Here is a 26,300-nt window from a genome sequence, read left to right as displayed (position 1 = left end):
GTGATGTTACTGAATCCCGCCGCCCAGCGACTGCCACAGCGTGATGCGGTTTTCCAGGTCGGTTTGCTGCAAGGCAATCAGTGATTCCTGCGCCGACCACAGCGACCGCTGCGCGGTGAGCACCGTCAGATAATCGCCCGCGCCAGCCTTGTAACTGCGCGTCGCTACATCCAGCGTTTTTTGCTCCGCCGCCACGTATTCACGCTGGGCATCAAGCTGTTCACTCAACGTTTCGCGCCGGGCCAGCGCGTCGGCCACGTCCTTGAACGCGCTCTGGATGGTTTTCTCATAGGTCGCAATTAACCCTTTTTTCTCGGCTTCCGCATAGCGCAGCTGCGCCATATTGTTGCCGCCGCTGAACAGCGGCAGGGTGATGGAAGGTGCAAACGACCAGACCTTCATCCCGTGGCTGAACAGGGACGACAGCGAATCGCTGCCGACGCCCGCGCTGGCGGTGAGCGAGATGGTCGGGAAGAAGTTGGCGCGCGCCGCGCCGATGTTGGCGTTGGCGCTCAGCAGGTTATGCTCGGCCTCCTGAATGTCCGGACGACGCAGCAGCGCGCTGGAGCTGACGCCCGCCGGGATCAGCGTGATGGCGTTGTCGCTCAGGCTCTCCAGCGTGCCGGGCAGCAGGTTCTCGGGCACCGTATCGCCCGCCAGCAGGTTGAGAGCGTTTTTGTCCTGCATCACCAGCGTCTGGTAGCTCGCCACGCTGGCGCGCGCCTGCTGGTAAACCGCCATCGCTTCACTGACGTCCGTTGCCGCTGCCACACCCACTTCCTGCTGGCGCTTCACAATCTTGAGTGAGTTTGCGGCGCTCTCCAGGGTGGACTTCGCCAGCGCCAGATTGCTGTTATCCGCCGCCAGCGTCACCCAGGCCGTGGTCAGCTCGCTGACCATCGTCAGGCGCGTGTTCTGCGCGGTGAATTCGCTGGCAAGCCAGGTTTCACGCGCGGCACGCGACAGGCTCTGGTTGCGGCCAAACAGATCCAGTTCGAAGCTGGAGACCGCGCCGTTGGCTTCGTCACTTGTCGCGACGCCGCTCGCCAGCGTGCGGCTGCGGGTGTGGCTCAGTTCCGCGTCCACCGTCGGGAACAGGGATGAGCGCGTTTCGCCATACTGGGCACGGGCGGCGTCGATATCCGCAATCGCTTTTTGCACGTCGCGGTTGCTGTTGAGCGCCATCGTCACCACGCTTTTCAACCGCGCATCATTCATCACCTGCTGCCACTGGCTCACCACGGCGTTGGCTTCGCCATGGGCGCCCGGCAACGTCGCCGGGACGGGGGCGTCCGGGCGCTGATACGTGGGATCTAATGACACACAGCCCGCGCTCAGCAGCGCTAACGTTAATACGGTTACACGAAACATTATGACCTCCGGTTTGCGTGCTTACCGGAGAACAGACGTTTCACCAGTACAAAGAATAAAGGAACAAAGAAGATGGCCAGCAGCGTCGCGGCCAGCGTCCCGCCGATAATACCGGTACCGATCGCCACGCGGCTGTTGGCCCCGGCGCCGGTGGCAATCGCCAGCGGCGTCACGCCTGCGATAAACGCCAGCGAGGTCATGATGATCGGACGCAGACGCGTCTGGGCGGCCCGCAGGGCGGCGCGCGTCAGGGAGTAGCCTTCGGCCACTTTGGCTTCGGCAAACTCGACAATCAGAATGGCGTTCTTCGACGACAGACCGATGGTGGTCAGCAGCGCCACCTGGAAATAGACGTCGTTGTTCAGGCCGCGCAGGGAGGCGGCAACCGCCGCGCCCAGCACCCCTAGCGGGATCACCATGATGACCGAAATCGGCACCGACCAGCTCTCATACAGCGCCGCCAGGCACAGGAACACCACCAGGATCGAGAGGGCATAGAGGCTCATTGCCTGACCGCTCGCCAGTTTTTCCTGCAACGACAAACCGCTCCATGCCCAGGTGCTGCCGGACGGCAGGTTATTCGCCAGCTGCTCCATTTTGCTCATCGCCGTACCGGAGCTGGCGCCGCTGGCGTTTTCGCCCTGAATCTCATACGCCGCCGAGCCGTTGTAGCGCACCAGGCTTTCCGGGCCATACTCCCAGCGGGTGGTGGCGAAGGCGGAGAACGGGGTCATGGTGCTGTCGCTGCCGCGCACATACCATTTGTTAAGATCCGATGGCACCGCGCGATAGTCGCTGTCGCCCTGGATGTAGACCTTTTTCACGCGGCCACGGTCAATGAAGTCGTTCACGTAGGTGCCGCCCCAGGCGCTGGAGAGGGTGTCGGTAACATCGCTCAGGGAGAGCCCCAGCGACACGGCTTTGTTGTTATCAATATCCACCTGAAGCTGCGGCATCTGCGGCAGATCGTTGGCGCGCACGGCGTGCAGCGAGTTGTCCTGGTTGGCTTCGCCAATCAGCTGGTTACGCAGTTTCAGCAGCGCGTCGCGGTCGGTGCCGCCGCTGGCCATCAGCTCAAAGGTAAAGCCGTTGCTCTGGCCTAAACCATCCACCGCCGGGGGCGTCATGGCGAAAATTGTGGCATCCCGAATGGTGCTCAGCTCCTGCGTGGCGCGCAGGGCAATGGCCTGGGCGGTATTCTCATCGCCTTTGCGCTCTGACCAGTTTTTCAGGGAGACGAACGCCATCCCGGCGTTCTGGCCACTGCCGCTGAAGCTGAAGCCTTCAATGGTGAAGATCACGTCGGTATTGGCTTTCTCTTTGGTGAGGAACCACTCGCGTACCTGGCGGCTTACCTCGGCGGTACGCACCGCGGTTGCGCCGGCGGGCAGGGTGTACTGCACCATGATTTCACCCTGGTCTTCGGTTGGCAGGAAGCTGCCCGGCAGTTTTAGCATGGCGAACCCCATCGCGCCGCAGAGCAGGGCGTAGATCACCAGCATGCCACCGGAACGGCGCAGGGCGCGCAGCACCTTGTTCTGATAGCCGTGCTCGGTCTTACTGTAGAAGCGGTTAAACGCGCCGAAGAAGCCCTTTTTGTGCGGAGCGGTGTGATTCAGGATCGAGCCGCACAGCGCGGGCGTCAGGGTCAGCGCCACCACCACGGAGAGGAACATCGCCGAAATAATGGTGACCGAGAACTGGCGGTAAATGACCCCGGTAGAGCCGCCGAAGAAGGCCATCGGCAGGAATACCGCAGAGAGCACCAGCGCAATGGCGATCAGCGCGCCGGAAATTTCGCCCATCGATTTTTCGGTCGCTTCCCGGGCGGGCAGCCCTTCGTCGCGCATAATACGCTCGACGTTTTCCACCACCACGATGGCGTCATCCACCAAAAGCCCTATCGCCAGCACCATCGCAAACAGCGTCAGGGTGTTGATGGAGTAACCGAACAGCGCCAGCACGCCGAAGGTGCCCAGCAGCACCACCGGCACCGCCAGCGCCGGGATCAGCGTCGCACGGATGTTTTGCAGGAACAGGTACATCACCACCACCACGAGGATAATGGCTTCGAACAGCGTCTGAATCACGTCCTCAACGGAGATTTTGATGAACTCGGTGCTGTCTTTCGGATAGGCCACGTCGTAGCCTTCCGGCATCGACTTTTTGAACTCGGCGATCTTATCTTTTACCGCCGTGGCGGTGTTAAGCGCGTTGGCGCCCGGCGAGAGCATCACCGCCATACCCGCCGCCGGGTGGCCGTTCAGCTTCGCGGTGGCGGTGTAATCTTCGCTGCCCATCTCCACGCGCGCGACATCGCTGATGCGCACCACCGCACCGTTGGACTGGCTCTTGACGATGATCTTTTTGAACTCATCGACCGTTTGCAGACGCGACTGAGCGCGGACGGTGGCGGTCAGCTGTTGGGCGTTCGACGAGGGCAGCGCGCCGATTTTACCGGCGGAAACCTGCACGTTCTGCGCTTCAATCGCGCTCTGCACGTCGGAGGGCATCAGCGAGTACGACGCCAGCTTCGCCGGGTCGAGCCAGATGCGCATCGCGTATTCTGCACCGAACACCTGTAGGCTACCGACGCCATCCACGCGCGCCAGCGGATCCTGCATATTACTCACCAGCCAGTCGGCGATATCCGAGCTGCTGGCGGTGTCGGTTTTGTCATATACGCCCATGATCAGCAGGAAGTTGCTCTGGGATTTTTCGACGGTGATCCCGGACTGCTGCACCTCGGTCGGCAGGCGCGATTCCGCCTGCTGGACTTTGTTCTGCACCTGTACCTGAGCGGTGTCCGGATCGGTTCCCTGTTCAAACGTGACGTTAATACTCACCGACCCGTCCGAGCTGCTGGTGGAGGTGAAGTAGAGCAGGTTATCCAGCCCGGTGAGCTGCTGCTCGATCACCTGCGTCACGCTGTTTTCCAGCGTCTGTGCGGAGGCACCGGTATAGGTGGCGGAGATTTTGATCGACGGCGGAGCCACGTCCGGGTACTGCGCAACGGGCAGCGTGCGGATCGCCAGCATTCCGGCGAGCATGATGAGAATGGCGATAACCCAGGCAAAGACCGGGCGACGCACGAAGAAACGGGAAAACATCAGGCGTTTCCTCCGTTGGTTTTCATCTCTTCAGCTTTCACTTCCTGCCCGGCGGTGACTTTATCGGTGCCTTCCACAATCAGCTTATCGCCCGCCTTCAAACCGCTCAGCACCAGCCATTTGTCGCCGTAGGTGTCGCCCGTCTCCAGCTGACGCTGTTCGACCTTGTTGCTGGCGTTCACCACCAGCGCGGTGGCGGTGCCTTTGGCGTCGCGGGTGATGCCCTGCTGCGGGGCGAGGATCGCGTCATTCATGATGCCTTCATCCACTCTGGCGCGGACGAACATGCCCGGCAGAAGCTGATGCTGCGGGTTCGGGAAGACGGCGCGCAGGGTGACTGAGCCGGTAGACTCATCCACCGCCACTTCGGTCAGCGCCAGGCGGCCTTTTTCGCTGTAGCTGCTGCCGTCTTCGAGAATCAACGACACGTTCAGCGTATCGCTGTTGCTGGCGAGGGTTTGCTTGCGTAAACGCAGCAGATCGGCGCTGGAACGGGTTAAATCGACGTACATACTGTCCAGCCCGCGAATGGTGGCCAGCGCGGTATCCTGCTGGGCGGTCACCAGCGCGCCGGGGGTCACAGAGGAGATGCCGATACGTCCGGCAATCGGCGCGGTGACGGTGGTCCAGTTGAGGTTAATGCGGGCGCTTTCCAGCGCGGCTTTCTTTGACTCGACGCTGGCCTTGTCCTGCGCGCAGGTGGACTTCGCGTCTTCCGCATCCTGACGTGATACGCCGTCGTCCTTCACCAGCTGCGCATAACGCCGGGCTTTCTGGCAGTCGGCCTGCACCAGCGCCTGCGCCTGTTTCAGTGCGGCGGCGGCTTCATCATACGCGGCGCGGTAGCTGGAAGGATCGATCTGATACAGCGCCTGCCCGGCCTTGACCGTATCGCCTTCGGTGAACAGGCGCTTCTGGATAATGCCACCTACCTGGGGGCGCACTTCGGCGCTCATTGCGGCGGCGGTGCGGCCGGTCAGCTCGCTGACGACGGACACCGGCTGGCTCATGAGGGTGACAATCCCCACTTCCGGAAGAGGACGTTGAGGAGCAGATGTTTGCGCATTATCGCACCCTGTCAGGAGGAGTAATGCCGCGATGGAGGTTGTTATGGTTTTCATAATCTTTTTCCAGGGTGAACGAAGCCTGCCCTGTTAATCGCTTAACAGGGAGGAGGGCTAATTAAAAGCACAGCGATCCCGCATCTCTGGCTGAGCCAGAAATGAAAAAAGGGAAATTACTTATTTCCGCTAATTATTCACATGCGATTACTTCGCAGAGAAAATCATATTTAAAATATTCTGGTATATAGGCTCTAATTGTTCTGATGGTACTTTTAAAGGCGTGAGTCGACGGTAAATCGTGCCTTCGATCATCACGGCGGTAATCTCCACGCAGCAGCGAATATGCTCATCGCTCAGGTGAGGGAACTGCTTTTTCAGGTGCTCACAGGCGTTGGCGAACATGCGAGCTTCGGCTTCGATCAGCATGTTTGCCACCAGCGGATTGCGCGTGGCCTCTGCGGACATTTCGAGCATCAGCGCGTCATCGTCTTCGTTAAGCGTCTGGCGCCAGGCAAGCGCCTGCGGCATCCCTTCAACCAGGGTTTTGCCCTGCATCTCTTCAATACGTGAGTCGATAATGCGCCGGATCATCTCTTCAATAATCGCGTCTTTGTTACTGAAATAGCGATAGATTTGTCCGACGCTGAGCCTGGCTTCGCTGGCGATCTGCGACATGCTGGCAGCGTGAAATCCACTGGCGCGAAAGCAGCGGCGCGCGGCGGTAATGATTTCGTCCTGCCGCAGTTTTTGTCGTTCTTCCAGCTTTGTACTCATTGTCGGCTACCGTAAAAAGTGAGAATGATCGTTCTCATTATACGTTTTCGGAGACTATTGGAAAGGCTTTTTTTATTTACATATTGAATGAATATTTCCAGGTATAAACAATGGAGAAAATAAGGAGTTTTTATGAAGGTTAAGCTGTGAGATATTCAGATTGCGCTGAAAATAAGGAGAGAATTATGCATCTGAGCATTACAGATAATGTCACAGCCGAAGAAAAAGAAGAATTATTAACGGGGCTAAGAGCCTATAACGCGCAGTTTTTAGATCTGTCGACGTTTGGCGGCGATATTGGCGTATATATGCGAGACGACAATGGCGTCATGCTGGGCGGGTTAATCGGCGTACGGAAAGGCGACTGGCTGAACATCGACTATCTGTGGGTCAGCGACAGCGTGCGGGGAACGGGCGTGGGAAGCCAGCTTATCAAAACGGCTGAAGAGGAGGCCCGTCGCAAAGGCTGTCGTCACGCGCTGGTGGATACGGTCAGCTTCCAGGCGCGTCCGTTCTATGAAAAACAGGGTTATCAGGTGCAGATGTCCTTGCAGGACTACCCTTATCAGGGAATGCAGAGACATTATCTGTCCAAAAATCTTTAACCGCCTATCCCGGTGCCTATCACGGCTAACACGTGGCGCACCACGATCTCCGGCGAGAGGGCGCTAAGCCTCTCGTCATTGCGCATGCGGGAGAACGGCACAAGCACCAGGCTCAGCAGCGTAGTGAACAGCAGTTCGGGGGCCAGCGCCGGATTCAGCTTTCCTTCCTGCTGCCAGCTTTTGATGGTTGCCAGCGTGGTGTGATATTTCTCATCGCCAAAGCGTGCCTGCAAATGGGTGCGCAGTACCGGCATCTCGCCAATCACCTCCTGCATCCACAGCGGGGCAAACCAGCGATACTTTTCCGCCAGTTCGGCCAGCACCCTGACCATTTCCGTCAGGGCATCCACCGGCGAATCCCGGTTGTCGGCGAAAATCGCCCCGATCCGCTCGCGTAACGGCAGGAAGCGCTCCTCAATCATCGCATCCAGCAACTGTTCTCTGGAGTTGAAGTAGTAGTGCAGCATGGCGGGCGTCACGCCTGCTTCGCGGGCGATGGCGTTCAACGACGTATTGGCGATCCCCTGGCGGGAAAAGAGGTTCAGGGCGATGTCCAGCAGCTGTTCACGGCTGGCGGTAACGCGCTTGCCGCCGCGTGGCCGACCGGGGCGGCGGGGTTCAGAATTGTCCTTTTGTGCTGGCATGGTCACCGTATCTCTTGATCTTATTCATCACTTCCACAAATATTAATTATACGATTAATTAATTTCAAGTGATGTCTTATGGAGTCCGACGTAATGACTCAACCTGCGAAAAAGGCGCCGTCGATTAAGCTGCTGTTCAGCGCACTCCTGCTGGTGATGCTGCTCTCGGCGCTGGATCAGACCATTGTCTCCACCGCGCTGCCGACCATCGTCGGTGAGCTGGGCGGGCTGGATAAGCTCTCGTGGGTGGTAACGGCCTATATCCTCAGTTCGACCATCGTGGTGCCGCTGTACGGCAAATTCGGCGATCTGTTTGGCCGAAAAATCGTTCTGCAAATCGCGATTGTGCTGTTTCTTGTAGGGTCCGCGCTGTGCGGTCTGGCGCAGAACATGACCCAGCTGGTGCTGATGCGCGCCCTGCAAGGGCTGGGGGGCGGCGGTCTGATGGTGATCAGCATGGCTGCCGTGGCGGACGTGATCCCGCCAGCCGATCGGGGTCGCTATCAGGGGTTGTTTGGCGGCGTGTTTGGCCTGGCGACGGTGATAGGGCCGCTGATCGGCGGGTTTATCGTTCAGCACGCATCCTGGCGCTGGATTTTCTACATCAACCTGCCGCTGGGGCTGTTTGCCCTGCTGGTGATTGGCGCGGTTTTCCACGGCAGCGCGCGGCGCAGCAAGCATGAGATTGACTACCTGGGGGCGATTTACCTCAGCATGGCGTTGCTGTGCATCATTCTGTTTACCACCGAGGGCGGGACGATCCGCCAATGGAGCGACCCGCAGCTGTGGTGCATTCTGGCCTTCGGCCTGACGGGGATCGCCGGGTTTATCTACGAAGAGCGGCTGGCGTGGGAGCCGATTATCCCGCTGTCGCTCTTCCGCGACCGCAGCTTCCTGCTCTGTAGCCTGATCGGTTTTATTATCGGCATGTCGCTGTTTGGCTCCGTCACTTTCCTGCCGCTCTATTTACAGGTGGTAAAAGACGCCACGCCGACGCAGGCCGGTTTGCAGCTGATCCCCCTGATGGGGGGGCTGTTGCTCACCTCCATCATCAGCGGGCGCATCATCAGCCGTACCGGGAAATATCGTCTGTTCCCGATCCTCGGCACGCTGCTCGGCGTGGTGGGGATGGTGTTACTAACGCGCATTTCAATCACCTCCCCAACCTGGCAGCTGTACCTGTTTACCGGCGTGCTGGGCATGGGGCTGGGACTGGTGATGCAGGTGCTGGTGCTGGCGGTGCAGAACAGCGTGTCAGCCGATCAATACGGCGTCGCGACGTCTGGGGTGACGCTGTTCCGTTCCATTGGCGGGGCGATTGGCGTTGCGCTGTTTGGCGCGGTGTTCACCCATATTCTGCAATCAGGCCTGATCGACAGGCTGCCGGAAGGGGCGGAACTGCCGCGCGAACTTAATCCCGTTGCCATACACCATCTGCCTGATGCCCTGCGTCTGGACTATCTGGATGCGTTCGGCTCGGCGATCCATGCGGTATTCATGCTGGCGGCGGGGATTATGGTGCTGGCGTTTGTGCTGTCGTGGTTTTTGCGCGAAGCGCCGCTGCGTCGGCAGGCGTGGGGGAAGCGGTTCTGCTTGCGCCTGGACTACCGTAGCCTGATGCCCATCGCCCGGTGGCGCTACGCTTACCGGGCCTACACTTCCCCCGTCACGTAGGCCGGGTAAGCGCAGCGCCACCCGGCAACAGGCCGCATATAACTTAACCGTCTTACTGATTCCTTTTCGTTTTTTAGCCTGCCGTCTCGTTGTCGATATAGTCTTCAAAACGTCTATCAAAAGGAACTGTCTCGTGAAACTTCGATTGGGTGCGCTTCTCCTGACTGGCCTGCTGCTCGCGGGCTGTGATCAGGGCGGCAATGATGCCAGACACATTAAAGTCGGCGTGATCAATGGCGCTGAGCAGGACGTGGCGGAAGTCGCCAAAAAGGTGGCAAAGGAGAAATACGGTCTGGATGTTGAGCTGGTGGGCTTTAGCGGCTCGCTGCTGCCCAACGATGCCACCAACCAGGGCGAACTGGACGCCAACGTCTTCCAGCATCGCCCGTTCCTCGCAGAAGATAACAAGGCGCACAATTACAAGCTGGTCGCCGTGGCCAATACCTTCGTCTTCCCGATGGCGGGTTACTCCCGAAAGATTAAATCGGTCTCTGAGCTGAAGGACGGCGCAACCATTGCGATTCCAAACGATCCCACCAACCTTGGCCGCGCGCTGTTGCTGCTGCAAAAAGAGAAGCTGATTACCCTTAAACCGGATGTTGGCCTGCTGCCAACGGCGCTGGATATTACCGCGAACCCGAAAAACTTACAGATTATGGAGCTGGAAGGGGCGCAACTGCCGCGCGTGCTGGACGATCCGAAAGTGGATGTGGCCATCATCAGTACCACCTATCTCCAGCAAACGGGGCTTTCTCCGGTACACGACAGCGTCTTTATCGAAGACAAAAACTCACCCTACGTGAATATTGTGGTCACGCGTGAAGAGAACAAAGACGCCGAAAACGTGAAGGAATTTATCCAGTCCTATCAGTCGCCGGAAGTGGCGAAAGCGGCGGAGACCATTTTTAACGGTGGTGCGGTGCCGGGCTGGTAAGCCCCGGTAAAAAGGCCAGCGCTCCGCTGGCCGTCAAAGCGTTACGCGGGCATCGGTTCGGCTTTCGGGCCACAGAAAACCCTGACCAGACTGTGCGCCGGACGCGCGGGCGCGCGCCAGATCCCGCGAGTTTTCGATGCCTTCGATAAGAATCGATTGCGCGATACCTGCCCTGACCTGCTGCACAAACGGGGCAAGCGGCGCGCGCTCGCGCAGCGCTGAGCGGTCAATTTTTACCCCATCCAGCGGCAGCGCAAGCCGCGCGAACGCCTCCGCCAACTCCCGGGTTAAATCGTCCAGCCAGATTTGCCATCCCGCCTCTTTTAACCGAACAAGCGTGGCATGAAGACGACGTTGCTCAGCCTCGCTCAGCCGTGTGATGGTGAGTGGATCCTGAATTTCAATCGTTAACCGCTGCTGATGGCGTAACGCCAGCAACAACCGGATAGCGCGTTCGTTGAGAAGGTGTTCTGCCGGAAGGTTTAGCCAGTAAGCGTCCCGGGCGGGTATCTGTAACAGGGTGTTGGCCTGCCAGAAGAAGATTTGCAGCGCGCTGCGCGAGGGCAGCGAGGCAAACAGCACCTCAAGATTGACGTTATGGATCTCCACGAGAACTTCATGCGCGAACACCTGGCCCGAATGAAGATCGACAAGCGGCTGGAATCGCAGCCCTGAGATACGTTGCAACAGGGGAGAGGGAAGAACGGTATACATGGAACAGCCTTCAGGAAATGAAAAAAGGTTCCCGCGGACACGGGAACAAAAGGCAAACGACACACGGTCAAATTTTTAATTCAGGATCCAGCGAATGCTCTGGTAAAACGAGGGACCACGCACGGCCTTAAGCTTGTTCATGGCGTTGTTCTTATAAAAGTAAACCAGCCTGACGTTACACCCCAGCTGACGGGCGATTTGCTTGGTTTTGAGATTACAGGAATAGCCGCGCAATACGCTGGCCTCTTCGCTGGACAACCTCGCCGGGGTGCGTAAGCGGGTCGTCATGCCTACGTTGTAACGGCCAGACTCTTGCGGCGTCTGGCTCATCAGTATTTGCCACAGCGCTTTGATATCCCCCAGGGAGACTCTTTTGCTGATGACTCCATCAACATGTTTGAATTTCAAATAGCCGGCGGATAACGAATAGATATAGATCTTCGCCGTCACTTGTTTCTGTTTAATACAGAGAATGTCGTCATTCGTCGTCACCCGGAAATGACGCGTATTCAACGGATCATAAATGATGATATCAAAGAGTTGTTCACTCATAGCAAGTTCTTCGATATGGGTAAATCCATGGAAAATAACGTCGTGTTTTTCATCAGGCTCACGCTTTCCAAGCGATTGCAGGCCAATCATCGTGAATTCGCAGCTGTCAACAACGGCAACGTGAATTGTTTTTTTATTTTGCATTGGCATTCTCCTTTCGCTGAGTAAACAGTCCATATAAGAGAAAATGGCGGTTCGCACTCTCTTATTAAAAGAATAGCGAGCACTTTTTTAAATAACGCGATGCGATGGCATCAATGTAAGCCAATACAAACCGTCGAGTAAAGCTGATGCCAATTATTAGCGGAAGATAAAATTGAAAAATGGTTTTAATGGTATATGCAATTGTTTTAATCTTCTAATAATATTGATACCAGATTTTTATTCTGTAAATGGGCGGTTAATAAGCATCAGAAGATTGATTAATGGGGTTAATCCACCGCCTTTTCAGTGATTTACTGCTGTTTCTGTAAGAAAAGTTGTGATCGTGGCAGGGTTATCGACAGGGCTTTATCTGCGAGGGGAAACGGCGTGCAGAATAAAATAGAATTTTTTCTATGAATTTAATGTCCTTGTTCAGATTTTTAAGCCTGAGAAGGATAAAATCCTGGCGCGAAGAGGTTGTGAGTGGTGAGTACATAAACTATTATCATTTTCCTTCGGTCACGAGAATTTAGAAAAGACATGAATAATACTGAACGTATCGTAAGGGTAATGGTGTTTTACAAAATAAATATATTTAAAGAGATAATATTCCGGGCGCTCCAGGATCTTTTACCCGATTACGTACTGAACATTACTCAGGTCGATTCCACAGAACAGGCGCTGGCGGCGGTGGCGGATAATAACGTGGATGTTTTCTTCACTGAATTTAATTATCTGCTTAATCATAAAGAGTGGAGTGCGGAGGTCAGCAGCCGTTTTACATCTTTATGTAAAACCCATCACGTCAGGCGTGTTCTGTTGGTGCCCGAGCTGCCTTACGGGCTGTTAAAAAAAGTTCTGGAGATGAAATTTGAATTAACCATCAGTCAGCAGGATGAATTGACTGAACTGAAAAAGGAATTACCCGCGTTGCTCATGGCGGACGGGCAAAAACCGTCGATCTCTTCGTGGCTCAGGCGGGTAATGCGGTCCGGCTCCCGGGCGCGTTCCATCCTCTCGGCCAGAGAGTGGGAGGTGCTTCATCTTATCGTGGAAGGATTTTCAACGACGGAGATTGCCCGTCATCGAAACCGTTCGGTCAGTACCATTGCGACACAGAAACACAATGCAATGAAAAAGCTGAATCTTTCCAACCACAGCGAACTGATTAAGTATGTGCAAGCGGTTGGAAAGATGGAGGAATAGTTCACATCAGGGATAGATAATATTCAGCGTAGCCGATGTATTGATCTTACCCTGGCTCACCTGGGCGGGCGCCCACACGTAATAGTACGCCGCCATCGGAAGGGTGAAATGTTCGTCCAGCGCCGCGCCAGCCGCCACGCTGAAAATCATCGTGGCGTTGCCACGGCTGGTGGTTGAGGTAGAGAAGGTCACCGGCGTTTGCGGGGCGTCACGTTTTATCAGGCGGAGCCCCACGCCCTGCGCCGCGCTACTGCTGCTGTCGATCAGCACCGAGCTGTCGGTTGAGAGCAGCTGCGTGCTGGACAGAAACATCTCAATTGCCCGATCGGAATTGCCATTAACCCCGACGTTCTGACAGCTCATGTTCAGTGAAAAAGGCGTCAGCCCCGGCTGTGAGGATGCACTGAGCTGGGGAATGCCGAGCGTCGGCAGCGCCACGGTCAGCCCCGCATTATCAAAGGAACAGGTAGTCAGTTTCGGCGCGTATTTGATGATCATCGGTTGACCAAACATATCTCGGTTGTCGTAAGGCCACTTGAACCCGCTGAATAACCACTGCGCTATCTTGATGACCTGATTGATTGGCCAGGTGATGATTTCCCAGATGGATAACCCGCTCATATCGCTGACGAACAGAACGTCGCTCATGTTCGCCGTATCCCCCGTCAGGGTGGTACCGCTCTGGTTAACGAGGGTGAAGCGAACCGTAAACGGTGTGTTCAGCTCAGACGCCGTATGGCTACCGCTGGCAGACAGGGTTTTATTGGCCGGGGGATTGGTGATCTCCGCCCGCACCATATACTTGTTATTGCTGAACCCGAGGATGGTCGCGTATTTGCTGTCGGTCGAGAGGATCGGCGTGTAAGAAAATTCACTGTTACCCGTCGTACAGTTGAACGAGCCGCTGTACTGGGTGCTGAAGCTACCGGTCCATGTGGGCGTGGCCGGGCTCAGCTTATCCGATAAATCAATGGTAATCGGTGTGCCATAAACGATGCTGCTGCCGGAGCAGGTGGCATAGCTCATTCCGCTAATGCTGGTGAGGAGCAGGAACATGAATGATCGTAACATTTTGATAATCCGTAATTAATGGCAAACCGATGAGGGGCTGTTCAGCCCCCAGGCCGGGGAGGAGATTTCGCACTTTCCGCTGCGGAGATGCACGTTGAGCGCGCGTGGCGGCTGTTCAGCACGGATATACAGTACGCTGGCCTGGCCGACATACCCGACAGATCCACCGTGTTCATCCAGCACTTCAGTGCCAAAGGGCAGCGGTTTGCCGTCGGTGCGCGTCGCATGAAGTACCCATGACTGGCGCTTATCGGTGTCGAAGCGGATATAACTCACCGCCCCGTCGTAAGGAGCCACGTTAGCCATATTGCCGATCACCTCCGCGCCAGCGCTGTTTTCCGTTTCAGTTAACGTAATGGCGTTTTTGCGATACGGGGTGGCGTAAGGGACCAGCGCCACGCCATCGCGGTTCGTCATAATGCTTTCATCGCCGTTCACCATCAGTCCCTCCGCCTTTGGCGCATCGACGATAGTCATGGTTGTGCCGGTTTCGTTTGAGGCGAGAACGTGCCACGGGTAGGCCACCAGGCTTCCGCGCCCGCTGAGCCCGGTCTGGCGGTAGTCGGAGGATTCGCTGTAAGAGCCACCGAGTGTCGCGAAGTTCGAACGGTACGCGGCGTTAACGCTTGCCGCATTTTTACCCCCACGCGCATTACTGCCGGAGAGGGTATAGCTCAGGCGGTTCGACGCCAGCGCGTTCCCGCTCATGCTGATATTGCTCTGTTCGTAATGCGAATCGCTGGCCGTCAGGCTGGAGGTGATCCACGCATTATTATCAAACAGCGAGAACGGCAGGCTGAGGGAGAGGTAAAGGCGCGTCTCTTCTTCACTGTCCCTGTTCCGTACCCGGCTGGCCGACAGGGTATAGCTGGCGCGACCGATGGCGTTGGAATAGCCCATCTGATATTCGCGCGTGGTTTGCTGTGAGTTCCAGTAATCGCGCTGTGTGCCGGAGACAAACACCGTGCCCCAGTTATTGAGCAGGCGCTGATTAAGGTTAAGCGTAAAGGTTTTCTTGGGCTGCGCCGCGCGCAGGGCGTCCCAGGTGCTTAGCGACATGTCGGGCGCAACGCCAAACCGATCTTCATAGTCGTCGTACTGCGCTCTCAGGCGCTGATACCCTTCGCGCGAATAGAGCGCGTCGCTGAAGCTGTAATAGCCTTTAGTGGAATAGCGATAGGCCGCCAGGGTGAAGTTGGTGGCGGTGGTATCGATAAATTTGCTGTACGACACGCGATAACTCTGACCGCTGCTGGTGCGATCCTGTAGGGTGGTTTTGGCGTGGGTGACATCAAACGAAACCGCGCCAAACGGAAGGTTCCACCCGGTACCGACAAGCCCGGCCTGGTAGTTATCGCTAATAATCGTCCCGGTATACCCGGTGATGAGGTTATTAAACCCGTAGCGCAGCGTGGCCTGCATGAATGCGGGTTCGGCATCGAGCGTGTTCTGATGCACTTTACCCGCCACTACGCTGTACTGGCTCACCCCTTCTTTTAGCATCCCGGGCACGGCGGAAAACGGCACCGTGAAGGACTGCTGTGAACCGTCCGCTTCACGCACCACCACCAGCAAATCGCCCGCGGAGCCGGTAGGCTGAATGCTGTCGAGGGTAAACTGGCCCGGCGGCACGTTCTCCTGATAGATCACGTTGCCATTCTGGATAACTTTCACCAGGGCGTTCGTCCGTGCCACGCCGTGAACCACCGGTGAAAAACCCTGCTGTGAATTTGGGCGCATCTTCATATCCGACGCCAGCGACACGCCGCGCACGCGCAGGGAATCAAACAGATCGCCAGGAATATAAAAGTCACCCAGCGTCAGGTTGGATTTCAGCGAGGCCAGGGGACGGCGCAGGTAGCGGGTATTATTCTGCCAGCTACTCTCTCCGCTGGCGGTTTTCCGCCAGGCGCTGCTGTCGCGAAACTGCCAGCCGAACAGGTTGGCGCCGGAATCCAGCCCGGCATAAAAATCATCATTTGTGTCATTCGCAGTGCCTTTCGCGCGGGTGTTGTACCAGGTCGTGTTCCACGAGAGCATCAGCGCCGGGATCCCCTCGTCCCAGAACTGGGGGGCAATGTAACCTTCTTCAGTACGCTGCACGGCCGCCTGCGGAACGGTAAGCGCCAGACTCAGGGTGCTGGTATCGGTTTTGACTTCACCGCCCTGAACCAGATCGCGCAGCTGGACCTGCCCGTGCGCAATGGCGGGCGCAGGCACGGACGTGGTGTTGATGCCAAGCGACCGGGCATCTTTCCAGGCAAGGCGGATGTCGTCACGCTGCTCGCCGTAGATGACGGTATAACGTCCCTTCCAGCTGCCGTTTACGTAGATATCCATCTCCTGACTGCCGGCAGGCATGGCGTTGTTTTCGGAAAAGCGAGACAGATCGGACTCACCGGATGCGCCAGCAAGCAGGGAGGGATCAAACGAGACGGCCCCTGATTTATGCGAAAGCAGAAGCGTGCAGACTGCCAGCAGACAGAGTCTGTTTTGTTTCATTTTCATGGTGAGTCTTTCCGATCACTGACTGGTGAAAGTCCGGGTTTTATACGCGCCAAGATCGTCCACATACATCAGCTGGAAGGTCTGTCCGCGCTTAACCGTATTTTTGGCGGCGACCGTCAGCTGCCCAAACGGGGAAACCATCGGGGACTCCTGGAGCAATTTCGTTTTACCCAGCGAAATATTGGCGACCGTAATATGGAACGGACTGTTATTTGTAATGCGAAAGCGATCGCCGTCGGCGGCGAGCGTCAGTTTCGCCACCGCGTCATCCAGCGTGCCTTTCAGCGCAGCGGGCCGATAAAAAAGTTTGATACGGGATTTAATCGCCAGCTGAACGGTATTCTGGTTTTGCAGATTTTCAGGTCTGGGCGGAATGTCGAGGACATTCAGGAAAAAGACGGATTCGCGATCCGCAGGCAAGCTGGACGGCAGCTTTTTAATACGAAGCTGTTGACCATTATGTTCGTTAACCTTTATCACCGGCGGCGACAACAGAAACGGCACATTGGCTGTTTCCGGCGTGGAATTAATATCACCGTCATCTATCCAGGATTGTACCAGAGCCGGCGCATCGCCCGTATTCATTAACTGGACGATCACCTCTTTGTTATTTTCAGGATAAAGGACACGGGTGCCATTAATGACAATATTGGCCCATGAGTGACCCGTGCTTAGCAGTAAGCCTGCCAGCAAAATTGCCTTGCGCATGATTGCAACCTTAAATACAGGCTCTGCGAAAACAGAGCCTGAATAATCACTATTACAGGTAGGAAATGGTATACGTTACGTTGGAGCTTAACTCGCCCACGGTGGCGGCAGCGGCGTTTGTTTTATAGTAATAAACGTCCAGCGTCAGCGTTTCGGAATCTGGCGCGGTCGCTGTACCCATAATATTTGTCGTGTAAGGCTGGTTCAGGGTAATAGGCGTAGACGAACCTGGCTCCACTAACGCAAAGCCGACATTACGTGCCACGCTGGCATCGCTTTCGTTCACGCTGTTATTCAGCAGGTATTTACCGTCAGTGGAAATATTATCCGCGCTGGAGAAATAAACTTTCAGCGGGGTACCGGTCGTTCCGGCTGCTGGTGAGCAACCAGAGAATGTCAGCGCAATAGATTTTTTATTTCGGGTGATCAGGCCAACCGTTGTGCCCGCATCTTTTACCGAAATAGGGGAAAGCGCAACGGTAAAGTCCGCGCTTTTACCACCGTTAATGGTACAGGTTGTATCGGTAATAGCGCCGGTAAAGTTAATGATACCACCCGCCGAATTGTCTGCGGCCACTGCGCTGGTAGAGGCAATAGCGGCGGCCAGCAGTGATACGGTCATGATCGATTTGAACATGATAAACTCCATGAAGATTTGTGTTATTTAAAATGAATGTTAATCGGCTACACATGTCCCTGATGTACCGGCTAGACGCATGGCGACTCGGGAGAATGCTTTGACGATATTATGTTGCACTAAAAAAGTACATAACAAAACATTATTCCAATAACTTCTAAAGTTTAAGATTATAATCTTGTCAGTATGTTTTTTTTAATGTTTTAACCTAAATACGTTGGTTCGAAGATTTTTATTAATGCTTTAATAATCGTTAATTAATGAAGCTTTATGAATTCATCTCTCAATTAATATCACGCGACTTGACCACACAAACTTTAGACTTATTATTGCCTGGCAAATGCACAAAAATTTAACAATGGCGTAATAATAATATGAAGTATCTCATTGATCTTACAATGCTTTATGAAGTCGACACCGGTATGATCATGATTAATGGAGAGGAAGAGTCATCCATTAAGTTATCTAACCAGGCGGGTCGTCTGCTTTATGAACTTATCATCAATAATGGTAAAACACTCGACAGAGACGACCTGATAAAGAAGGTCTGGGAGGATCATGGTTTCTCTGGTTCTTCGGTGAGTCTGAATGTTGCCATAAGTGAAATCAGAAAAGCATTTCGTACATTAGGATGCGACCCTTTACTGATAAAAACGATACGTGGCAAGGGATTTAGCCTTGCCGCGCATATTGAACACCACACGGTCAGGCCGCCGGTTATTTCAACGCTTAGTGAAGAATCTGCCTCTGAAGCATTCGATACGCTAGCGCATAAGAAAGATGCCGATCCGCCTAAACAAATAATATCGCTGCACAGACTCTTTATTTCTCTCTGCACGTTATTACTGATTATTGTTACCGGCACCGCTGTTTTACTGTTGCACCAACGGGATTCCTATGCCGAGAGCCTGAAAGATTCTGATATGCATCTGCTCGGTAAAGTGGACAGGTGTACGATATACCTGATCGATAAGAATATGTATCAGCCGCGACAGCACTACTTTAATCACGTAAAAGAGGTCATCGCCAGTCAACATATCGACTGTCAGCATCAGGTTGCAGATGCTTACTATTCCAGGTTTAAAAAGTCGCAGATAGAAAATTATTTCCTGGCCATCTGTTATCAGCAGGACAGTATCGACGATTATAAGAACTGCATTTCTTACAGAAGCCTGACCGGGAGTTAAAATATGTCAAGGACTAAAATGAGTGTACTGTTCAGTATCGTACTGGCGCTGTCTGTCATCGCGTTGTTATGGGTCTATTTTACCAGAACGCAGGATGAGGGGTTTGGCTGCCAGTCAGATACCATTTCCTGGAAAACCTATTCCACGGGTGAGTCAACCGATATGTCGCTAACCACGCTTTTCCTGTTTAACAACAAAGATGTTGTGACGGTTATTCATAAAGGCGTACTCAAGAAAGAGGGCAAAAGCTACCTGATTGACAGAAATTACACGCTCAGCGTGGAAAAAGTCGACGGCAGCAATATCTTTTATATTAAGGATAAAAAGCTGAATAAATCTGAAGATGATGCGGCGCCGGATGGCGTTGTAAACGAAATGTTACTTGATAATATCAACTTCTTCTATATTACCAGCGTAAAAAAACATGCGTGGTTAATTAAGGGGCTGGTGTTGCCTGTAATGATGTGTGTGGCTGTCCCGACGTCCTGATATTTCTCTTTATTGAAAAATCGATATTTATCTATTACTCGGGAAATTGAGTAATTTACTCAATACGTAACAATAAGATACGAGAAATTTATTTATATTTTTATTGTTACTCTCCGTCGAGTGAATTTTTCTGTATTGCCTCGTTATTTTGCGGCTGTCTATACTCCGCCTCGAAAAAGGGGCTCCCCTTTTTATACACGTGGATTCTTTTTTGAAGGACTAAATAAATGAACAAACTGAACGCTATCGTTCTGGGCTCCCTGCTGTCTGTTTCTGCCCTGAGCGCAGTTAATGCAGCTGAAACGACGGCTTCTGCCACCTGGCAGGCAACCGCGACCAAAGACAGCGAATCCGATCTGGTTGTTACGCCAACGCGTGCTTTGAACTTCGTTTACAGCGCCAATACCAAATCTTTCAACACCGATACCGGTCTGTTTGATGTGGCTATCCGTGGCGATCACTCTACGGCGACCAGCTTCAAACTCGAAGCTATCCTCGACGATTCAAACAACACGCTGTTCAGCGTGGGTGGTGAAGCGACCAAGCTGAAAGTGGGTGCGCGTTGGGGCGGTAACGACCTGGGCTCTATCGGTGGCACCGTGGGGGCGAAATCGACCGCATGGACCACGCTGGTTGATTCTTCTTCTAACACCGGCGTCTCTTCTGGCCTGTGGAACCTGACCACCAGCGCAGGCGCGGCGGCAGATACCGAAATTACCGGCCAGGACAAATTCGTCTTCTACGTTGACTCCGCTCAGGACAACGCGGGTACTGCGAAAGAGTTCAAAGACCTGACCAACAGCCTGTGGGAAGGGACCGTGTCTGTTGCGTTCCGCGCAACCTGGGGCTAAGGCCTGATCGATCCAGGGGCGCAAGCCCCTGTTTAGGGAAATAGCATGTTTAACCTCAAATCCACCTTCTTATTTTTATTATTTATCTCTTCCTCCGCGCTGGCCATTAATGTGGGAAAAGTCACCACCATTATTTCTGCGGATGCTGACTCCACCGCCAAGGAAATAAAAAACGAAGCAGACAGCGTGCGTATTGTTTCTGTTCGCGCACAGCGGATCAGCAGCCCAATGGATGAAGGGATCGTCATTAATCCGGAGAAAGTGGACGAACTGTTGCTGACGCCCACGCGCATGGTAATGCCCGCCGGTACCAGCAATATCGTCAAATTTTACTATCACGGGAACGCCGATAACAAAGAGCGTTACTACCGCATTACCTTCACGGATGAAGGGGTAAGCGAAGAGGTGGACAGCGGTTCGCCAAAAAACGGCACCGGGATGACGCGTGCGGTGGTGAGCACCATTCTGGTGGTTCAGCCCCGGAATAAGAAGATTGATTTCGTCTATGTGGCGGGAAAAATAACCAATAAAGGGAACACCTCGTTTCGCGTCAATGCGACCGGGACCTGCCTGAAGCCGAATCCGGAATCCCCCGGCACGCCGTGTAGCAAAAACTTCTACCTGATGCCAGAGACCTCGCGCGCTATCGAGGATATCAACGTTACGGATAACCATTTTCATCTCGGAATATGGGACCTGAAACAGTTCATTCCTGTTAAGTAAGGATGCATGGTGAAAAATAAATTAGTGTTGCCGGTGATGATGGCTTGCGCATCCGGCACGCTGCCCGCGCTTGCGCATGCAGCCTCAAGCTCCGTGGTTATCGCTAATTACCGTTTTCCCGACTCGCTTTATGCACTGCTGGAGCAGGGGATCAAAATTCCCGTCTATCTGGTGAATACGCGTCCACACTCAGCACAACAAGGGAACCACGAAGGCACGGCGAACGAATATGTTCGTATCGGTGACGTGACGCTCTTTGCAAAAGATCTGAAGCTGGGGCTGAGGGATGTTCAGGTCCAGGAGTCTGATAACGGCATTCGTCTGTCAAAAGAGATGCGGGCGTTACTGCAAAGCATTAACGATAAGCAGTTTGATGACCAGATGCGTATTCCGGTTAGCGCGGGTTCGGCGTTCGAACTGGATCAGAAAAAAATGCGCCTGTTGCTGAATCTGTCGCAGAGCGACTACGGGGTGAATATTCGCCCGCGTGAGGTGGACATTGATGCGCCGGAGTCTGACGACCTGAGCGGCACGTTCTCCTACAACCTCGGAGCGTATCACACCGAGAGCGGCTACGGTGACAGCTGGTCGTCGGGCTATCTGAACGCGAGAAACTGGATCTCAATGGGCGTCGATCATGTCCTGATCGACGGCTCTGGCTACGTCAACGAGAACAGCAGCGATACCCAGATGAACGCGGTTATGTGGGAGCGCGACTATCAGGGGATGCGCTACGCCGCGGGCATGCTGAACGGCTGGGCGATGCAGTCTCTGGCGAGCGTCAGCGGGATTTCCGGCGGTGAAGTCTACGGCGTTTCCATGGGCAACCAGGCCAACTCCCGCAAGCGCGATAACACGCTCTCTCTGACGCCGGTGGTGGTCTATTTTCCCACGGCGGGCGAGGCCCGTATTCGTCGTGACGGGCAGCTTATCGGCATTCAGCGCTTTGACGTCGGCAACCATGAAATTGACACCAGCAGCCTGCCCTACGGGATCTACAGCGTCGAAGTTGAAGTGGTGAGCGGAAGCCGCACCGTGTCGCGCAGCATGTACACCGTAAATAAACCGTTCTCCAGCAACGTGTCGGAAACGCTGCGCTGGCAGATGTGGGGCGGGATGTATAGCCGCGATAAATCCGTCGTCAATTATAAAAAATACGCGAAACGCAAAAACGAGCAGGATAACACCTACTACTACGATTACGACACCAAACATAAAGACACCATGTCGCTGGTGGGAGCCTCGTTCAGCAAGCGCAGCGGGATGGTCGACTGGAACGCCTCTACCTACATGATGCGGGAACACATCGTCAGCGAGCTGTGGGCCTCCCTGAACCTGACGGGCTATTTCTCGGTGAATACCCAGACCATGGCCGCCTCCGACGGAACGTATCGCGCCAACTATGGGGCGAATCTCAGCCTGCCGTGGCAGATCGGCTCGGTGTGGTACTCCCATGAACAGCTCTCCAGCGGCAAGTTCCTGGATATCTATGAGAGCAAGGGCAACACCTGGGGCGCCTCCTTTAGCCTGCCGTCATTCGGCCTGCCCTCGGCAGGCAACCTGAGCCTGATGCGTCAGGAAGACGACCTCTATCGCTATAAACGCTATCAGCTGGACTACTCCCAGGGGTTATACGCCGGTCGCTACGGTACGGCGCGCCTGCGGGTGGGGATGTCGCGCAACAAATACGACGGGTATTACGAAGAGAAAGATCGTTACGTAATGCTCGATTTCGCCATACCGCTCGGCAATACCGTGTCGGTTGGCGTTTCCCACAATCGCGATACCGGCACGGCGTTGAACGTCAGCGCCAGCCGCCAGTTTGAGGGCGATTACCTGAAATCGGCTACCGCCAACGTCTCGAAAGCCTTTAACAGCCGCCAGGATCGCAGCGTAAGCGGCGGCGGCAGCGTGAACTTCGACACGCCGTGGAACAGCAACATCCTCAGCGTCCAGAGCGGCATGAGTAAAGGCTGGAACTCCACGCTGACCAGTGACGGCAGCGTGGGCTGGTCCAAAGAGGCCATCGCCGCCGGGAAAGGCACCGAAAGCGCAGGGGTGATTGTCAGTACCGGTCTCAAATCTGATGAAGCGCTGACCCTGAAGCTTAACGGCCGGGCAGAACGCATCAAAGGGGATAAGACCTGGCTGTCGCTGCCGGCATACCAGGCTTATGACCTGGAAGTGATGAACAGTGAAACCGGTACGGAAAGCTATGAGATTGGCGCGAATGCGCGTCGCCATATCACGGTTTATCCGGGTAATACCGTGGTGATGAAGCCGCAGGTGAAGAAAATCGTCACCCTGTTTGGTCGTCTCGTGGATGCAAACGGGGCCCCGGTTGGCGCCATGCAGATCAAAAACCATGTCGGGCTGACCCGGACGGAAAACGACGGACGCTTCGTGATCGACGTTGATAAGAACAACCCTGTCCTGAGTATCGCCACGCCGGACGACAGCGTCTGCGAAGTGCGCCTGGACATCGAGTCTAACCGCGGTGCGCTGTGGCTCGGGGACATCTCCTGCGACAAAGGCGATTTCGTCTGGCAGGAAGCAAAAGGAACGCAGGAACGTGACGATGAAAAAGATATTCGCTCTTAATTTACTGCTGATGAGCGCGGCGGCCCAGGCGCAGGAGCTGCCCTATTTCGCCATTAATAACCCGGACAATAACGGTACGGGAAACAGCGCGGGGCTGTTTAGTCTGAACAGCACGTCGACCGCGTTTTTACACGGTTCGCGCGAGTGGCCGACCCTGAGTGCGAAAACGAATAACGGTATCGCCACTTACATCCCGGACAACAGCTACAGCGGTCCGGCAGGCAGCGCGCTGACCATCGACTTTTCGGTGACCGGTTCCAGCGCCTCTCCGTTCTTCAAAGGGACGGCGTGTTCCTCGTCCTGCGGCAACACGGGGTACACCCCGACGACCAGCTATACCGACACGTCGATGGTGGTTAAGCCGCCGGTGATGGAGCCCGGCACGTCATACGGGCGCTGGGTACTGGGCGATCCGTTCTTTAACTATCTGCTCAACGCCGCGCCAGGGGATGAAGTGACCATCACCTCCACGCCGCAAATCAGCTCCATCAACAAAGTGACCACCACCAATACGCTTCACAAGGTGGGCACGCTGACCATGACCAACGCCAGGGCGCTTAACCTGGGGATTGATCCGATCAGCGGTGAGGTGACGATTGTCGATGGATCAACGGGGGCCACCTGCACCAAATACACCCGCAACACGGTCTCTGGCGTCCTGTGCGACCTGCTCGAATACACGTTTGTTGGGGAGGACATCTCCGGTTACAACGGGGGGCTGGCGCTCACCTCTTCCCGCGTCAACAGCGTGCTGCAATCGCACATGAGCGGCGGCACCGGGCTTGCCGCCGAGCTGACCTTCGATGAAAACACCTGGTACAGTATCTCCGGCGGTATCCTGAGCGATACGCGTGTCCTGGCGAACACCTTCCTTGCAGCGCCGCAGAAAAACGGCGGCAAAGCGTCCCTTAAAATCTTTTTGCCGAAAGCGTTAATTCTGAGCGTGGCGCAGGCGGGGGACGGCAGCAACATTGGCAATATCGTCAGCCTGTGTCTGACGCCCGGCAACAGCTCGCTGGCGGCGGATTTCTGCTTCCAGCCGGGGGGCGGCCTGGTGATTAACCCTATCGAGCCCGGGCTGGAGATTGTGCCAGACAACCCGGATTACACCCTCGATCCTGACGGTCTGGGCGGCTCCGGGAAAGGCATTATCGGCGAAGCGCCCATTGAGATCCCCTACACCATCACCTACAGCGGGGCGCAAAAAGATGCGGCGATTGCGGTCACGGTAAAAGTAACCGGGCCTACCCAAAGCCTTGATGGGGTGGACTACTGCGCCTTTAGCGGCAACGGCTTCACGGTTCCCATTCCGGGCAACGTGCTGGTGGGGAAAAGCCAGACGCTGATGGCGCACAACTGTAAAGGCGAAGTACTGTCGATCCCGGCACCGGCCACCCATGCGGAAGAGTGGGACAAAATGAGTTCCGGCGTGACCGATATGTGGCTCTGGAAAACACCGCTGGTCCTCCAGTTCGTTATGGATAATCCGGTATCGAAAACCACCTATGACGGAAATAGCTGGTTTGGCGAAGTGACCGCGCAGGGAAGAATAGATGTTAGCGCATCCTGGAATTAATCAACCATGACTGGAAAATTCCTGGCTATTTTTGCAATAAATTGCTTCATTTCCACAGGGGCAAATGCTTTAATTATCGAAAGTCTGAATATTGATTTTCTTCCCGAAAGAGAAGTTGTTTTTCAGCCGATAAAAAACGATACCAGCGAGCGTCAGAATTATACCGTTTCGCTTATTCAGGTAGACGTTCCTAAAGAGAAGGGAAAAGAAACCGAAATAAAAGATGGCGAAGTCATGTATTCGCCTAAGCAATTAACGCTGGGGAGCGGTGAACGCGCGGGTTTTAAATTTTATTATACCGGCCCGCATGACAACAAAGAGCGATACTATCGCGTAAAATTCACCGAGACGCCGCTCCAGGCAAAGGTTATCACGCGCAAAGGCCAGCGCATCCAGTCGGATGTGGTGGTCTCGCTTGAGGCTATTTTGATTGTCCGTCCATGGACACGACATTTTGATTATGCGTTTAGCAACGGGGTGGTGAGTAATACCGGGAATACCTATTTTAAATATGTTTCCTCGGTCGGGTGCAGTACGCAATACAACAATTCAAAATATATTCCGCCGGGGCAACGGCTGGAAATAGATAATGCCGGGCAGGCTGCAAGGCGGATGATTATTTATGGCAATAAAATCATTCCGCTTACCACCTGCCCGTAGCAACCGCTTTCCTTCATAAAAGGAAATTAGCCTTTAGCATCATGCTAAAGATCCATCACTACAGGAGATAAAAATGAAAGCGATTTCATTCGTAGAAGCGAAAGACATTATCGGTGGCGCGTTAAACCCGTTCGCTGGTCTGGTTAAAGGTGCACAGCTGGGTTACGACACCGGCGCAAGCATCATGGGCATGGTTGGCGGTGTGGTTGGCGGAATTCTGGGTGGCGCAATGGGCTTCCTGGGTGCGCTGGTTGGTAGCTACAACTAATTCACGTTAACAGGAAAAGACTCATGCAAGTTATCGATTTCAAAAAAGCACAGGCCATCATCGGTGGTTGGGATCCGTTTGCTGCCGCTATTCAGGGCGCAAGCGCGGGCTATAACGCGGGCAGCCAGATGTTAGGCGCGCTGGGCGGCACCATCGGCGGCGTGTTCGGCCTGGTGGGCGGCTTCATCGGCGGTTTCTTCAGCGCCTAAGCGAGAAGCACGTTGTACGC

At 54.9% G+C, this 26,300-nt stretch carries 24 protein-coding genes; 13 read left to right on the top strand and 11 right to left on the bottom strand.

The annotated features are described in order from the left end of the window. Window positions 1-6: 6 nt before the first annotated feature. The 4 genes from O1722_RS22985 to O1722_RS22970 all read right to left on the bottom strand — a co-directional run bounded on the left by O1722_RS22985 (window position 7) and on the right by O1722_RS22970 (window position 6,319). A complete protein-coding gene (locus O1722_RS22985; RefSeq protein ID WP_017694001.1) occupies window positions 7-1,371 on the bottom strand; it encodes an efflux transporter outer membrane subunit in 1,365 nt (454 codons plus the stop codon). Further along, window positions 1,371-4,481, bottom strand: coding sequence for an efflux RND transporter permease subunit (locus tag O1722_RS22980; RefSeq protein WP_017383666.1), 3,111 nt, complete (start codon window positions 4,479-4,481; stop codon window positions 1,371-1,373). Before O1722_RS22980 ends, O1722_RS22985 begins: the two co-directional genes overlap by 1 nt. Next, the gene (locus O1722_RS22975) at window positions 4,481-5,602 is read right to left on the bottom strand and encodes an efflux RND transporter periplasmic adaptor subunit (RefSeq protein WP_017383665.1); all 1,122 of its coding nucleotides are present in this window, start codon (window positions 5,600-5,602) and stop codon (window positions 4,481-4,483) included. Before O1722_RS22975 ends, O1722_RS22980 begins: the two co-directional genes overlap by 1 nt. Window positions 5,603-5,749: 147 nt before the next feature. Next, on the bottom strand, window positions 5,750-6,319 hold the full coding sequence (locus O1722_RS22970) for a TetR/AcrR family transcriptional regulator (RefSeq protein ID WP_000104919.1): 570 nt from the start codon (window positions 6,317-6,319) through the stop codon (window positions 5,750-5,752). A 185-nt stretch (window positions 6,320-6,504) separates the two neighbouring features. Between O1722_RS22970 and O1722_RS22965 the strand changes: the two genes are divergently transcribed. Further along, complete coding sequence (locus O1722_RS22965; RefSeq protein ID WP_017383664.1) at window positions 6,505-6,924, top strand: GNAT family N-acetyltransferase; 420 nt, start codon at window positions 6,505-6,507, stop codon at window positions 6,922-6,924. Here the strand turns inward: O1722_RS22965 and O1722_RS22960 are convergent. Then, window positions 6,921-7,568: a TetR/AcrR family transcriptional regulator gene (locus O1722_RS22960; RefSeq protein ID WP_006812486.1), complete on the bottom strand. Its 648-nt coding sequence runs from the start codon at window positions 7,566-7,568 to the stop codon at window positions 6,921-6,923. The two genes, O1722_RS22965 and O1722_RS22960, sit on opposite strands and share 4 nt — an antisense overlap. A gap of 78 nt (window positions 7,569-7,646) precedes the next feature. Between O1722_RS22960 and O1722_RS22955 the strand changes: the two genes are divergently transcribed. Both O1722_RS22955 and nlpA read left to right on the top strand, forming a co-directional pair. After that, window positions 7,647-9,242, top strand: a complete 1,596-nt coding sequence (locus O1722_RS22955; protein ID WP_370941421.1) for an MDR family MFS transporter — start codon at window positions 7,647-7,649, stop codon at window positions 9,240-9,242. A 133-nt stretch (window positions 9,243-9,375) separates the two neighbouring features. After that, the gene (gene nlpA / locus O1722_RS22950) at window positions 9,376-10,176 is read left to right on the top strand and encodes a lipoprotein NlpA (RefSeq protein ID WP_020480549.1); all 801 of its coding nucleotides are present in this window, start codon (window positions 9,376-9,378) and stop codon (window positions 10,174-10,176) included. 33 nt (window positions 10,177-10,209) lie between these two features. On the opposite strand, the gene O1722_RS22945 is transcribed toward nlpA, so the two are convergent. Both O1722_RS22945 and O1722_RS22940 read right to left on the bottom strand, forming a co-directional pair. Further along, window positions 10,210-10,890 carry an EAL domain-containing protein gene (locus tag O1722_RS22945; RefSeq protein WP_033487013.1) on the bottom strand — a complete coding sequence of 227 codons (681 nt, stop codon included), beginning with the start codon at window positions 10,888-10,890 and terminating at the stop codon, window positions 10,210-10,212. A gap of 75 nt (window positions 10,891-10,965) precedes the next feature. After that, the gene (locus tag O1722_RS22940; RefSeq protein WP_015570093.1) at window positions 10,966-11,586 is read right to left on the bottom strand and encodes a LuxR C-terminal-related transcriptional regulator; all 621 of its coding nucleotides are present in this window, start codon (window positions 11,584-11,586) and stop codon (window positions 10,966-10,968) included. A gap of 570 nt (window positions 11,587-12,156) precedes the next feature. On the opposite strand from O1722_RS22940, the gene O1722_RS22935 reads away from it, so the two are divergent. Further along, window positions 12,157-12,792 carry a LuxR C-terminal-related transcriptional regulator gene (locus tag O1722_RS22935; protein WP_015570092.1) on the top strand — a complete coding sequence of 212 codons (636 nt, stop codon included), beginning with the start codon at window positions 12,157-12,159 and terminating at the stop codon, window positions 12,790-12,792. Between the two features lie 6 nt (window positions 12,793-12,798). Here O1722_RS22935 and O1722_RS22930 read toward each other — a convergent pair whose 3' ends face one another. From O1722_RS22930 to O1722_RS22915, 4 genes are read right to left on the bottom strand one after another with little or no spacing between them, the layout of a single operon-like run. Continuing rightward, window positions 12,799-13,863, bottom strand: a complete 1,065-nt coding sequence (locus O1722_RS22930) for a fimbrial protein (protein WP_032668888.1) — start codon at window positions 13,861-13,863, stop codon at window positions 12,799-12,801. Between the two features lie 15 nt (window positions 13,864-13,878). Continuing rightward, the gene (locus O1722_RS22925) at window positions 13,879-16,371 is read right to left on the bottom strand and encodes a fimbria/pilus outer membrane usher protein (protein ID WP_100151275.1); all 2,493 of its coding nucleotides are present in this window, start codon (window positions 16,369-16,371) and stop codon (window positions 13,879-13,881) included. A gap of 15 nt (window positions 16,372-16,386) precedes the next feature. Next, window positions 16,387-17,079 (bottom strand): fimbrial biogenesis chaperone, encoded by a 693-nt coding sequence (locus O1722_RS22920; protein WP_015570089.1) that lies wholly within the window; start codon window positions 17,077-17,079, stop codon window positions 16,387-16,389. A 52-nt stretch (window positions 17,080-17,131) separates the two neighbouring features. Beyond that, on the bottom strand, window positions 17,132-17,716 hold the full coding sequence (locus tag O1722_RS22915) for a fimbrial protein (protein WP_017383657.1): 585 nt from the start codon (window positions 17,714-17,716) through the stop codon (window positions 17,132-17,134). Window positions 17,717-18,090: 374 nt separating this feature from the next. Here O1722_RS22915 and O1722_RS22910 point away from each other — a divergent pair, with 374 nt between their 5' ends. The 9 genes from O1722_RS22910 (at window position 18,091) to O1722_RS22870 (ending at window position 26,280) form a co-directional block, all read left to right on the top strand. After that, window positions 18,091-18,903: a winged helix-turn-helix domain-containing protein gene (locus O1722_RS22910; RefSeq protein ID WP_015570087.1), complete on the top strand. Its 813-nt coding sequence runs from the start codon at window positions 18,091-18,093 to the stop codon at window positions 18,901-18,903. An 18-nt stretch (window positions 18,904-18,921) separates the two neighbouring features. After that, the gene (locus O1722_RS22905; protein WP_017383656.1) at window positions 18,922-19,392 is read left to right on the top strand and encodes a hypothetical protein; all 471 of its coding nucleotides are present in this window, start codon (window positions 18,922-18,924) and stop codon (window positions 19,390-19,392) included. A gap of 227 nt (window positions 19,393-19,619) precedes the next feature. After that, on the top strand, window positions 19,620-20,243 hold the full coding sequence (locus O1722_RS22900; RefSeq protein ID WP_003860995.1) for a common pilus major fimbrillin subunit EcpA: 624 nt from the start codon (window positions 19,620-19,622) through the stop codon (window positions 20,241-20,243). A gap of 45 nt (window positions 20,244-20,288) precedes the next feature. Beyond that, the gene (locus O1722_RS22895; protein ID WP_032668886.1) at window positions 20,289-20,966 is read left to right on the top strand and encodes an EcpB family pilus assembly chaperone; all 678 of its coding nucleotides are present in this window, start codon (window positions 20,289-20,291) and stop codon (window positions 20,964-20,966) included. Between the two features lie 6 nt (window positions 20,967-20,972). Further along, on the top strand, window positions 20,973-23,567 hold the full coding sequence (locus O1722_RS22890; protein ID WP_015570084.1) for a CS1-pili formation C-terminal domain-containing protein: 2,595 nt from the start codon (window positions 20,973-20,975) through the stop codon (window positions 23,565-23,567). Further along, the gene (locus O1722_RS22885; RefSeq protein ID WP_033487011.1) at window positions 23,545-25,143 is read left to right on the top strand and encodes a hypothetical protein; all 1,599 of its coding nucleotides are present in this window, start codon (window positions 23,545-23,547) and stop codon (window positions 25,141-25,143) included. Before O1722_RS22890 ends, O1722_RS22885 begins: the two co-directional genes overlap by 23 nt. Window positions 25,144-25,149: 6 nt before the next feature. After that, complete coding sequence (locus O1722_RS22880; RefSeq protein WP_006812468.1) at window positions 25,150-25,803, top strand: hypothetical protein; 654 nt, start codon at window positions 25,150-25,152, stop codon at window positions 25,801-25,803. A 73-nt stretch (window positions 25,804-25,876) separates the two neighbouring features. Continuing rightward, entirely contained in the window at window positions 25,877-26,071 is a 195-nt protein-coding gene (locus O1722_RS22875) for a hypothetical protein (RefSeq protein WP_013094846.1), read from the top strand. A gap of 23 nt (window positions 26,072-26,094) precedes the next feature. Beyond that, window positions 26,095-26,280 (top strand): hypothetical protein, encoded by a 186-nt coding sequence (locus tag O1722_RS22870; protein ID WP_001196016.1) that lies wholly within the window; start codon window positions 26,095-26,097, stop codon window positions 26,278-26,280. The last annotated feature ends 20 nt before the right edge of the window (window positions 26,281-26,300 follow it).

Source organism: Enterobacter cloacae complex sp. HYC003_NIDB (assembly GCF_056673375.1).
This window is presented reverse-complemented; position numbering and strand designations above follow the sequence as displayed.